The sequence below is a fragment of the Streptomyces sp. NPDC029041 genome, assembly GCF_040637515.1.
In the GTDB taxonomy this organism is placed as follows: domain Bacteria; phylum Actinomycetota; class Actinomycetes; order Streptomycetales; family Streptomycetaceae; genus Streptomyces.
In genome coordinates this window covers 175,677-186,114 of sequence record NZ_JBEZWO010000007.1, presented here as the reverse complement: position 1 = coordinate 186,114, position 10,438 = coordinate 175,677, and the positions used below count along the sequence as shown (strand labels likewise).

The following is a 10,438-nucleotide window of genomic DNA, read 5'->3' as shown; positions in this document are numbered from 1 at the left end:
GGTGAGCCCCGCCCCCAAACAAGACCCCCCCACCCAATAATACCCCCCGACGCGAAGTCCGGCCAGATCGCCGGCGTCGGCAACATGGCCGGGGAACGCCGCCCTCCCGTTCGAACGCCGGCGGCGGGAGGCGTGCGGTACCGGGGTCCGCGCCCGTGCCAGGGCCCGAGCGCGGGGACTCGATGCGAAAACCGGTTGTCGGCACGGCCGGGCAGGCCGCAGGATCCGGCCATGCCTGAGTTCACCCTTCTCCTGCCGCTGTCCGCCGCCTCTGCCACGCGCCGACAGCAGCAGTCCGGCCGCCACGGGGGACCGACGCCGCCCCGGTCATGACGGCCGCGCTCGTCGCGGGGCTGCTCGCCGGGTACGGCATCGCCGTACCGGTGGGCGCCGTCGGGACCTACCTCGTCTCCCTCACCGCCCGCACCACCTTGCGTACCGGCGTCTGCGCCGCGCTGGGCGTCGCCACCGCCGACGGTCTCTACGCCCTCGCGGCCACCCTCGGGGGCACGGCCCTGGCCTCCGCGCTGCGTCCCGTGCTCGGGCCCCTGCGGTGGGTCTGTGTGCTGGTCCTGCTCGCGCTGGCGGCACGGGGCGCGACGACCGCCGTGCGCGAGTACCGCGGCCACCGGCTCGCCACCCGGTCGGCCCCGGCTCCCCCGGGCCCGGTCCGGGCCTATCTGGGCCTGCTGGGCATCACCTTGCTGAACCCCACCACGGTCATCTACTTCGCCGCGCTCGTGCTCGGTTCCCGGGCCACGGGACCGGCCGGTCCCGTGGAGCAGGGCGTGTTCGTCGTGGCCGCCTTCGCCGCCTCCGCGAGCTGGCAGGTGCTGCTCGCCGGGAGCGGGGCACTGCTGGGCCGGGCGCTGACCGGCCGCCGGGGGCGGCTGGCGACGGCATGGGTGGCGAGCGGGGTGATGACGGCGCTGGCGGTGCGGATGGCGCTCGCGCCGGGATGAGATCCGCATCCGGGCGCATTCCGCGGGTGCGGATGATTTCCCCGGGGCACGGTTGTTGACGGCAGATGGCGACGAGCCACAGACGCGACGATGGGACGGATGTCATGCCGCTCGAAGGCGAATACGAACCCAGCCCGACGCAGTGGGTGCGCAAGCAGGTGGAGCTGTACGAGAGCTCCGGCGGTACGGAGGGGACGACCCTGCAGGGCTCGAACATGCCGGTCGTCGTCCTGACCTCGCGGGGCGCCCGGAGCGGGAAACTGCGCAAGACTCCGGTGATGCGGGTGGAGCACGAGGGGCGCTACGCCGCGGTGGCCTCCCTCGGCGGGTCACCCAAGCATCCCGTGTGGTACTTCAACCTGCGGGCCGATCCGCACGTGGAGCTCCAGGACGGGCCGGTGAAGCGGGACATGACCGCCCGTGAGGTCACGGGCGAGGAGAAGGCGGCCTGGTGGGAGCGGGCCGTCGCGGCGTATCCGGCGTACGCCGACTACCAGAAGAAGACGGACCGGGAGATTCCGGTCTTCGTCCTGGAGCCGGCCGAAGAGGCCTGACAGCGGGCCGGCTGCCCGGTGCGGGCAGCCGGCGGAAAAATCTTCCGCCCCGTGAGTGTGAACCCGCCGTACCGGGGCACGCGAGGTTCAGGCCCCGCCGCGCTCCCCCGTCGCGGCGGGGCTTTCCGCTGCCTCGCGGGCGGGGCGGTCGGTCACGTCGAGGAAGATCTGGTCGGCCTCGGGCACCGTCCGGGCGATGGACCGCTTGATGCGCACGGCGACCTCCTCGACCCGCTCGCTGTCCAGACCGGGCACCAGGTCGACGCGGGCGGCCACCAGGGCCGTGTCGAGTCCGGTCTTCATCGTGAACAGCGCTTCCACGCTGTCGATCTCGGGCTGTGCGCGCAGCAGCGCGCATATGCGCCCGCTGGACTCGGGATCGGCCGCCTCGCCGATCAGCTGGTCGCGGGCTTCGCGGCCCAACCGGAAGGCCACGTACACCAGCAGCATCCCGATCGCGATCGAGGCCGACGCCTCCCACACCACCTGGCCGGTGACCATGTGCAGCGCCATGCCCACCATGGCCAGGGTGACGCCGAGCACGGCGGTGCCGTCCTCGGCGACGACGGTCCGCAGGGCCGGATCGCGCAGCCCGGCACCCGCGCCACCCTGGCGTCGCACCTGGTAGAGCGCCCGCACCAGCGAAGCGCCCTCCGCGAGGAGGGCGACACCGAGCACGATCAGGCCGGCCACATAGCCGCTGAGCCCCTCCGCCGCGTCGCTCGTCAGGGCCTCGAAGCCCTGGAAGAACGAGAAACAGCCGCCCATGACGAAGATCCCGACGGCCGCGAGGAGCGACCAGAAGAACCGCTCCTTGCCGTACCCGAAGGGATGACGCCGGTCGGCGGGGCGGCGGCTGCGGCGCAGAGCCGCGAGCAGGAACACCTCGTTCATGCTGTCGGCCACCGAGTGGGCCGCTTCGGACAGCAGGGCCGGTGACCCCGCCACCAGGCCGCCGATGGCCTTGGCCACCGCGATCACCAGATTGGCCGCGAGCGCCACCAGCACGGTGACGCGTGTCTTGTGATCACTTCCTTCATCAGTCACCTCCGCCGATTGCCCCGGTCGGGGGTACTCACACCGTGCCGTCCACGGAAAACGGGGAACGCGTTCACCAGGGCCCACGTACGGCAGAGGAGGTCACCCCCATGAGCCGCGACGACGGCGAAGACGGCAACACCGGCTACGGAAGGAGGGCGTTCAAACGGTCCAAGGCACACTTCGCGGACCGGATCACCGCGGACGGCCGGGACGGCTGGCCGGTCGAGGCCGGGCGCTACCGTCTGGTCGTCAGCCGTGCCTGCCCCTGGGCGAGCCGGTCCCTGGTGTCCCGGCGGCTGCTCGGCCTGGAGGACGCCCTGTCCCTGGCCGTCGCCGACCCGATCCAGGACGACCGCAGTTGGCGGTTCACGCTGGACGAGGACGGCCGCGACCCGGTTCTCGGCATCCGCTACCTCAGCGAGGCCTACGACCGCCGGGAGAGCGATTACCCGGGCGGTGTCAGCGTGCCGGCGATCGTGGACGTGGCCGACGGCCGGCTGGTGACCAACGACTACCAGCAGCTGACCCTCGACCTCGCGACCGAATGGACGGCCCTGCACCGGGAGGGCGCGCCCGACCTGTACCCGGCCGCGCTGCGCGACGAGATCGACGAGGTGATGGCGGACGTCTACGAGGACGTCAACAACGGTGTCTACCGGGCGGGGTTCGCCACCGGGCAGGAGGAGTACGAAGCCGCCTGCGCCGGGGTGTTCCGGCGGCTGGAGCTGCTCGCGGGGCGGCTGGAGCGGCAGCGGTACCTCGTCGGCGACACGATCACCGAGGCGGACATCCGGCTGTTCACCACACTGGTCCGCTTCGACGCGGTCTACCACGGCCACTTCAAGTGCAACCGCTGGAAGCTGACGGAGAACCAGGTGCTGTGGGGTTACGTCCGCGACCTGTACCAGACGCCGGGATTCGGCGACACCGTCGACTTCGACCACATCAAACGCCACTACTACCAGGTGCACACCGGCATCAATCCGACCCGCATCGTGCCGCTGGGCCCGGACCTGGCCGGCTGGCTGACCCCGCACCACCGCGAGGAGCTGGGCGGCCGGCCGTTCGGTGACGGCACACCGCCCGGGCCGGTCCGCGCCGAGGAGCGGATCCCGGCGGCGCGCACCCCCTGACCACTTTCACCCCCTCAGCTACCAAGGAGTTCCCGTGGCAAAGAAGAAGAAGATGTCCCTCGCGTACCAGCCGCTCGGCTTCGTGCTCGGCTGGTCGGGCGGCTGGCTGGCCGGGCTCGCCTTCCGCAAGACGTGGATGGCGATCCGGCACGAGGAGGACGCGCCCGACGCGCTGGACAAGGACCGCGGCTGGGGCGAGGTCCTGCTGGCCGCGGCGATCCAGGGCGCGATCTTCGCGGTGGTGCGCAGCGCCGTGGACCGCGCGGGCGCCAAGGCCATCGAGCGTTCGACCGGCACCTGGCCGGTCGGCGAGAAGGGCGGCCGGGACTGACACAGTCACGCGGCCCCGCCCGGCGGTTGCCGGGCGGGGCCGGTCCAAGCCGTCCCGTGGCCTGCGGACAGAGTCGCTCGAAGCTGTCCGACGGTTGCCGGGCGGGGCGGTGCGGCGGCACCCGAGCAGGGCCGGTCCGTCCTCAGTCGTCCAGCCGCGGTGCCCGAGCCGGGCTGACCGAGGGCAGTCGGTCAGCCCGGCTCGGGCGCCGCAGGCCGCCGGCCCCGCGCGGGTGCCGTCGGCCGCACGGCCCCGGTCGAGTGCCGTCAGCCGGTCAGCCCCGCTCGGGCGCCGTCCGCCAGCACGGCCCCGGTCGAGTGCCACAAGCCGCAAGCCCCGCTCGGGTGCCGTCGGCCGCACGGCCCAGGTCGAGTGCCACAAGCCGCAAGCCCCGCTCGGGTGCCGTCGGTCGCACGGCCCCGGCCGAGTGCCGTCGGCCGGTCAGCCCTGCTTGGGTGCCGTAGGTGCGGTGCGGCGCAGGGTGAAGGAGTGGCCTGCCGGATCGGCGTAGCCGCGTTCCTCCAGGGGCCCCGAGGGCTCCTTGGCCTCCAGGGGGCGCCCGCCGAGGCTGATGACGCGGCGTTCCACCGCGTCGAGATCGTCCACCACGAACTCCAGGTGGGCCTGGAGGGAGTTCTCGGGGCGCGGCCAGCTGGGCGGGGTCGCGTTGACGTCCCGGCGCAGGGCGATCCGGAAGCCGTCGGCACTCTTGATCTCCACCCGGTTGGCGGTGGCGTCCGACTCCTCCCCCTCCAGCAGTTCCTTGTAGAACACGGCGAGCTTCTCGGGCTCGGCACAGTCGAGCACGAGGACCCCCGCTTTCACCAGTGCCATGTCTCCTCCGCAGGATCGCGGCCGCGGGGCGGTCGTGCCCCACGGCCCTCTCCTGTGCGGATATCCCGGTCCGGCCGATTCAGTCGGTCTTCAACCACCGTCCGTCGCGCATGAGTTCGCGACCGTCGAGTTCGTCGGCCTCCCGCCAGGCCTGCACCCGCTGCGGCACGACACGGAAATAGAGGTACGGCGTGGCGAGCCGACGGGGGTCGAACCCGGTCTTGGCGGCGAAGAGTTCGGCGTCCTGCTCGGTCAGCTCGCCGGGCTGCACCGTTTCGACCGCGCCCTCGACCATGACGACGTCCCGGGTCGGCCCGATGCCCACGCGGGCCCGGCCGGACGCTGCCAGGTTCCGCCCGGTGGGGCTCGACGCGGGCGTGGCGAACAGCAGGTACGAGCCGTTCCAGAGGAAGGACAGCGGGACGAGGTACGGCGTCCCCGACGCGCCGTCGGCCGTGGCGACCCAGGCGTCGACGTCGTGGTCCAGGCGGTGCAGGGTGTCCTTCTTGCGCTGCTGCGCGGTGCGCGGAGACGGTGAGGTCATGGTTCCAGTGTGACGGCGCCTCCCCCGGGCCGCACGACCGGGAGTTCCGGTTGTGCGAGGGAGGTGGGAGTGTACGCAGCTCAAGACGTCTCGGCAGTAACCGAGATCACGGTCCGGTCACGAATGGCTCATTACCGCCTTGGGCAGCCTCGTACCGCTTCTCGCTTCAACTTTCGAGCCGAGACAGCCAGTTCGAATGTGCGGGCAGTCCCGGTGACCGTCCGCTCGCAGGGGTGGGGGACTCCGAGTTCCGTCTCCCGAAAGGAAACGCATGCCTCAGGACGTCCGGTGCGACCTGCCCTTCGACACCCCGGCCGGCTGCCGGCACGCCTCGCGCGAAGCAGCGCAGGCCGGACCCGGTGGTCGCGCTGCGCCTGACGGGCCGCGCACGCTCGTGGACCAACCCAGCTGAGGCGGCGACGCAGGCGCTCGCCTTGCAGCAGGAGCGCCGTCACCACAGCAGCCGTCCCCCCCGCGGCCGTTCGCGACAGGAGCCGAAGCCGGTCGCGTGAGTCCGGCTGACCGGCGAGGCCGTCGCGGAAAGTACAGAAGATCCCCGGACATGGCCGGTCAACGACCACGGTCGATCGATTCCGTTGCCATGACCACACTCATTGGGAGACCGGTGTGAAATCTCGAGTCGCAGGTGTCGTTCCGAAGGCGTCCGCCGACAGCTTGATCCCAGCGCAGCCAGGCGCCCGGCTCCAGCCGACGGAGGCGGGAACCGCCCTGGTCCGCCTGCTGGTGGAACGTATCAACGGGAGCACGGAGGAATACCGGAGGTGCCAGGACGCCGCCCACCGGCGGCTGGACGCTTTCGGACCCGCCGAATCCGGCACCGCGCTACGAGTGGAGGGTGCCCTGCATCTGGCGCGGCCCGCGTTCCTCCCGCCCGACGAGGAGGGCTACGCCAGGTTGAAGCGTCTCGACGCCGGCCTGCGCGTGATAGAAGAGGCCTTCCCGCAGGTCAGCACTGATATCGAGGTCTGCCGGCTGACCTGCCTGATGCTGGAGGGGGCCTGGCGGACCCGGGCACTCGCCCCGCCGCGCGAGCAGGAGCAGACAGCCGCCTGCACCTGCCCGCTGTGCCGCCGCCTGCCGGCTCCCCCCGCCCGCACGCTGGACGACTACCGCTGGCGGCACAGCGCCGGTCGCCCCCTCACCGTCAAGAACTGGCCGCACCGCCGGGAACTCGACAGCGTCCTGACCGGTGGATGGTCCTGGACCCGGCAGATGAACGACCTCGAGAGAGACCTCGGCCACCGCCACCGCTTCGAGGACGACATCCTCGTCTTCCACGAGTACAAACGCGTGATCGACACCATCGACACAGCCCGCCTCACCCAGCACGTGGAAGAGCGGCTGGCCGAGAACTTCAGCACCAACAGCGCACGGGCCCTGGTGTCCGGCCTCTTCGCGGCGCACAAGCGGTCCGTCGACGAGTACTGGCTCCAGCAGCACGAGGCGGGCAACGTCGTACTCCCCCAGACCAACCCCCTCGACCAGAGCACCTACTCGGTCCTGCAGATGCTGGACTGCCTGTTCTGGCACGTCGCACCCGACACCGAACTCTGGCAGGAGGAGAACCTCGCCTCCCTGCTGCTGTGCCGCGCCATCGACGACATGGCCGACGTCCGGGCCGACGCCCTCACCGGCGAGATCAGCAACTTCTGGCTCGCCGGCATGCCCACTCACACCAAGGCCCTCTACGCCGCCTGCGCCATAGCCATCGTCAAGTACGGCTGCATGCCCGAGGCGCACGATCCGATGTGGAACACCTGGCTGATGACCACCACCATCGTCTGGATGGGGCTCACGGGCCGCCACGCCCTGTGGTTCGACGGCATCACCCAGGGCCTTCCCCCGGCCGAGGACTGCCCGCTGTGCGACCTGCAGCCCAACTCGTGCAGCGGCATCCTCACCCACGGCACCACCCTCACGATCGCCCCGCGGCGCACCGCAGCGAGCCTGAGCCCCCGGGCCGCCGAGCTGTCCGCGCGCTGCCGGGCCCAGCACCCGGCGGCGTGGACTCTGTTCGACGCCGAACTGCACGCCTTCGAGGCACTGCACGGCCCCTGGCACGGCAACACCGACAGCGCGTGGGAGATTTTGCGCCGCACGTACATCGCCGCCGTGGAGGCGTCCGGCGCCGAACCGTCCCTGGAGCGCGCCCGTCAGATCCAGGAGGACGCCGGGGTGGTGGGCTCCGAGAAGTTCCACAGCCTGCACGACCCCCGGACCGGCAGGGAGGACACCGCCCTGCTCGCCTACATGTTCGGCGCCGCCCACCCCCATTTCCTGTGGAACGCCACGGGATACCGTCCCACGGGCGTCGCAGGCGACTGGCTCGACGGCTGACGCACCGGCCGCACCCGCGAACGGCGTCGCCCGGCCGGAAGCCGGCCGGGCGACGGTCCGCCGACGCGGCCTAGACGGCGAACTCGACCGGCAGGCTGTCCAGCCGGGACTCCCACGTGGAGGCGGTCGAGCCGAGTTCTTCCGGCGGTACGGCCAGGCGCAGGTCCGGCAGCCGGTGCAGCAGGACGTCCACACCGATCTCGATGATGGACTGGCCGATGTTCTGCCCCGGGCACTCGTGCGGCCCGGCGCTGAAGGCCAGGTGCGACTGGTTGCCCTGCACGGCGACGACCGAGTCGGGCCGTACCTCCGGATCGAGGTTGCCGGCGGCCAGGCCCAGGATGAGCAGTTCCCCCTCCTGGACGTGATGGCCTCCGAGCTCCAGGTCGGCGGTCGCGAACCGGCCCGGCAGCACCGACAGCGGCGGGGCGTCCCACATGACCTCTTCCACCACTGAGGAGACGTTCAGCTCACCGCTGACCAGACCGGACAGCCGGGCGGCGTCGGTCAGGACCCGTTGCAGGACCCGGGCCAGCAGGTTGCTGGTGGTGGTGTGCGCGGCGATCAGCACCAGGCGCAGATGGCTGACGACCTCGTCGGGGTCGAGGCCGGCCGGGTGCTCCAGCAGGGCCGTGGCGAAGTCGGAGCCCGGCTCGGCCCGCTTGCGCTCGGCGAGTTCCGCGAGGATCTCCATGATCCGTTCGTTGTGCTCGAGGGCGCCCTCTCCGCCCTTGAAGACCTGGGCGCACGACTCGATCAGACGGAGCCCGTCCGCCGCGGGAAGGCCCAGCATCCTGGTGAGCACGAGCATCGGCAGTTGCTCGGCGTAGTCGGCCACGAGGTCGGCGCGCCCGGCGTCGGCGAACGCGTCGATCTGCTTGTTCGCGAAGTACGTGACGTGCCGCCGGATGCCCCGGGCGGCCGCTGCCTGCAACCCGTCGGTGACGGCGCCGCGGAGCCTGCGGTGCGGTTCGCCGTCCTGGGACACACAGTCGGGGCGCCAGCCGACCATCGGCATGATCGGCGAGGTCTCCTCGATGCGGCCCTCCCGCCAGTCCCGCCAGATCCTCGCGTCCCGGCTGAACTGGCGGGGGTTGTCGAGCACCCGCCGGTTGTCGCGGTAGCCGAGGACCAGCCAGGCGGGCACGTCGCCCTCGAGCAGGACCGGCGCGACCGAGCCGTGCTCCTTGCGCAGCCGCTCGTAGATGCCTTGCGGGTCGGTCGCGGCGTCCGGGCCGTACAGCCGGGTCAGGTCCGCTCCGTGGTGGGCGACGGGGCAGCCCCGCACGGCCTGCGGGGAGGATTCGGTCGAATCGTTCATCGGGGCTCCAGGGCCACGGCCGAGCGTTCCTTCAGATGGTGGATCAGGGCGACCAGGACGTCCCTGCTGGAGGCGCGGTCGCGGGCGTCGAAGGCCACGACCGGGGTGTGCTCGGGGATGTCCAGGGCGTCCCGGATCTCCTCGACCGGGTAGTTCCGGGAGTCGGGGAACACGTTGAGCGCGACGACGAAGGGGACTTCCTGCCGCTCCATCTCCTCGATCGCCCGGAAGCTGGACTCCAGTCGGCGCGTGTCCACCAGGACGATCGCGCCGAGCGCACCCTTGAACAGGCCGTTCCACAGGAACCAGAACCGCTCCTGCCCGGGCGTGCCGAACAGGTACAGCACCAGGCTCTCGTTGATGCCGATCTTGCCGAAGTCCAGGCTGACGGTGGTCTGCGTCTTGTCGGCGACGCCGATGAGATGGTCGACGTCGACGCTGGCCTGCGTGAGGGTCTCCTCGGTGGTGAGCGGCTTGATGTCGCTGACCGAACGGACCATGGTGGTCTTTCCGGTGCCGAACCCGCCGGCGATCATCACCTTCACCGAGCGGGTGTCCCCGGCCGAGCCTCCGGGTTGGTCAAAGCCTTTCAAGTCCACTGAGTACCTCCTCAAGGAGCGCGAGGTCGGGCCCGCGGCCGGCTTCGTGGGCCGGGATGGGGTTACGGGCTTCGACGCGACCTGCGTCCAGCAGGTCCGACAGCAGCACCGCGAGAATGTTGAAGGGGAGCCCGAGGTGAGCGCCGAGTTCGGCGACCGACAGCGGGTCGCGGCAGCGGCGGAGGATCTCCTCGTGCTCGTGCTGCATTCCCGGTAACGGGGCGGCCCGGGCGACGACCAGGGTCGCCACATCGAGGCTGGACGCCGAACCGCCCGGTCCGCTGCGCCCTCCGGTGAGGACGTAGTAGCGCTCGAGACCGGACGGGTCCGACGGTCTGCGGGGAGCACTCATCCAGAGTGCTCCTCCAGGCGCGGAGTGGTGCCGAGGAGTTCACCCATCCTGCGGGCCAGGTCCCTCATCTGATGTCCCAGCAGCCCCTGGTCGAGGCCTTCCCTGGCGAGGACACCGAGGTACGTCTCCACACCGGCACGCACGACGAACAGGTGCCCGCCGTCCACCTCGATCATCGCCAGGCGCAACTGCCCGGCGTACTTGGGGAACTGCTCGGCGACCGGCTGGGCCAGCGCCTGCAGGCCGGCCACCACGGCCGCGAAGCGGTCGACGTCGTCGGGGTCTTCGGCGCCGTAGGAGGTGATGGCCTTGCCGTCGCTGGAGGCCACGAGGGCGAAACGGATCTCCTGGATGCTCTCGACGAGATCGCGGAGCGCCCAGCTCACGTCTGTTCCTTGTTGCGTCATGA

Annotated in this window: 12 protein-coding genes; 5 read left to right on the top strand and 7 right to left on the bottom strand. The window is 71.3% G+C overall.

Annotation, left to right across the window (positions count from 1 at the left end; translation table 11 throughout):
- Positions 1-329: 329 nt before the first annotated feature.
- On the top strand, positions 330-962 hold the full coding sequence (locus tag AB0F04_RS19510; RefSeq protein WP_362043118.1) for a LysE family transporter: 633 nt from the start codon (positions 330-332) through the stop codon (positions 960-962).
- Positions 963-1,066: 104 nt separating this feature from the next.
- Complete coding sequence (locus tag AB0F04_RS19505) at positions 1,067-1,516, top strand: nitroreductase family deazaflavin-dependent oxidoreductase (protein ID WP_362043116.1); 450 nt, start codon at positions 1,067-1,069, stop codon at positions 1,514-1,516.
- 87 nt (positions 1,517-1,603) lie between these two features.
- On the opposite strand, the gene AB0F04_RS19500 is transcribed toward AB0F04_RS19505, so the two are convergent.
- On the bottom strand, positions 1,604-2,563 hold the full coding sequence (locus AB0F04_RS19500; protein ID WP_362043114.1) for a cation diffusion facilitator family transporter: 960 nt from the start codon (positions 2,561-2,563) through the stop codon (positions 1,604-1,606).
- 101 nt (positions 2,564-2,664) lie between these two features.
- Here AB0F04_RS19500 and AB0F04_RS19495 point away from each other — a divergent pair, with 101 nt between their 5' ends.
- Together AB0F04_RS19495 and AB0F04_RS19490 are read left to right on the top strand one after the other, a co-directional pair.
- Positions 2,665-3,690 (top strand): glutathione S-transferase C-terminal domain-containing protein, encoded by a 1,026-nt coding sequence (locus tag AB0F04_RS19495; RefSeq protein WP_362043112.1) that lies wholly within the window; start codon positions 2,665-2,667, stop codon positions 3,688-3,690.
- Positions 3,691-3,724: 34 nt separating this feature from the next.
- Positions 3,725-4,021 (top strand): DUF4235 domain-containing protein, encoded by a 297-nt coding sequence (locus AB0F04_RS19490; RefSeq protein ID WP_031108703.1) that lies wholly within the window; start codon positions 3,725-3,727, stop codon positions 4,019-4,021.
- A 441-nt stretch (positions 4,022-4,462) separates the two neighbouring features.
- Here AB0F04_RS19490 and AB0F04_RS19485 read toward each other — a convergent pair whose 3' ends face one another.
- Together AB0F04_RS19485 and AB0F04_RS19480 are read right to left on the bottom strand one after the other, a co-directional pair.
- Positions 4,463-4,855 carry a VOC family protein gene (locus AB0F04_RS19485; RefSeq protein ID WP_030845174.1) on the bottom strand — a complete coding sequence of 131 codons (393 nt, stop codon included), beginning with the start codon at positions 4,853-4,855 and terminating at the stop codon, positions 4,463-4,465.
- A gap of 79 nt (positions 4,856-4,934) precedes the next feature.
- Positions 4,935-5,399 (bottom strand): pyridoxamine 5'-phosphate oxidase family protein, encoded by a 465-nt coding sequence (locus tag AB0F04_RS19480; RefSeq protein ID WP_362043110.1) that lies wholly within the window; start codon positions 5,397-5,399, stop codon positions 4,935-4,937.
- Positions 5,400-6,074: 675 nt separating this feature from the next.
- Between AB0F04_RS19480 and AB0F04_RS19475 the strand changes: the two genes are divergently transcribed.
- Positions 6,075-7,757, top strand: coding sequence for a hypothetical protein (locus AB0F04_RS19475; RefSeq protein WP_362043108.1), 1,683 nt, complete (start codon positions 6,075-6,077; stop codon positions 7,755-7,757).
- A 70-nt stretch (positions 7,758-7,827) separates the two neighbouring features.
- On the opposite strand, the gene AB0F04_RS19470 is transcribed toward AB0F04_RS19475, so the two are convergent.
- The 4 genes from AB0F04_RS19470 to AB0F04_RS19455 are packed head-to-tail and all read right to left on the bottom strand — an operon-like array spanning position 7,828 to position 10,436.
- The gene (locus tag AB0F04_RS19470) at positions 7,828-9,078 is read right to left on the bottom strand and encodes a cytochrome P450 (RefSeq protein ID WP_362043106.1); all 1,251 of its coding nucleotides are present in this window, start codon (positions 9,076-9,078) and stop codon (positions 7,828-7,830) included.
- Positions 9,075-9,677, bottom strand: coding sequence for an ATP/GTP-binding protein (locus AB0F04_RS19465; RefSeq protein WP_104784387.1), 603 nt, complete (start codon positions 9,675-9,677; stop codon positions 9,075-9,077). Before AB0F04_RS19465 ends, AB0F04_RS19470 begins: the two co-directional genes overlap by 4 nt.
- The gene (locus AB0F04_RS19460; protein ID WP_104784390.1) at positions 9,658-10,029 is read right to left on the bottom strand and encodes a DUF742 domain-containing protein; all 372 of its coding nucleotides are present in this window, start codon (positions 10,027-10,029) and stop codon (positions 9,658-9,660) included. Before AB0F04_RS19460 ends, AB0F04_RS19465 begins: the two co-directional genes overlap by 20 nt.
- Positions 10,026-10,436: a roadblock/LC7 domain-containing protein gene (locus tag AB0F04_RS19455; RefSeq protein ID WP_003994857.1), complete on the bottom strand. Its 411-nt coding sequence runs from the start codon at positions 10,434-10,436 to the stop codon at positions 10,026-10,028. The genes AB0F04_RS19460 and AB0F04_RS19455 overlap by 4 nt, the downstream gene beginning before the upstream one ends.
- Positions 10,437-10,438: the final 2 nt, after the last annotated feature.

Coding starts and splice junctions, on each gene's coding strand:
- AB0F04_RS19510 (WP_362043118.1), top strand. CDS start 330: ATGACGGCCGCGCTCGTCGCGGGGCTGCTCGCCGGGTACGGCATCGCC.
- AB0F04_RS19505 (WP_362043116.1), top strand. CDS start 1,067: ATGCCGCTCGAAGGCGAATACGAACCCAGCCCGACGCAGTGGGTGCGC.
- AB0F04_RS19495 (WP_362043112.1), top strand. CDS start 2,665: ATGAGCCGCGACGACGGCGAAGACGGCAACACCGGCTACGGAAGGAGG.
- AB0F04_RS19485 (WP_030845174.1), bottom strand. CDS start 4,855: ATGGCACTGGTGAAAGCGGGGGTCCTCGTGCTCGACTGTGCCGAGCCC.
- AB0F04_RS19480 (WP_362043110.1), bottom strand. CDS start 5,399: ATGACCTCACCGTCTCCGCGCACCGCGCAGCAGCGCAAGAAGGACACC.
- AB0F04_RS19470 (WP_362043106.1), bottom strand. CDS start 9,078: ATGAACGATTCGACCGAATCCTCCCCGCAGGCCGTGCGGGGCTGCCCC.
- AB0F04_RS19460 (WP_104784390.1), bottom strand. CDS start 10,029: ATGAGTGCTCCCCGCAGACCGTCGGACCCGTCCGGTCTCGAGCGCTAC.
- AB0F04_RS19455 (WP_003994857.1), bottom strand. CDS start 10,436: ATGACGCAACAAGGAACAGACGTGAGCTGGGCGCTCCGCGATCTCGTC.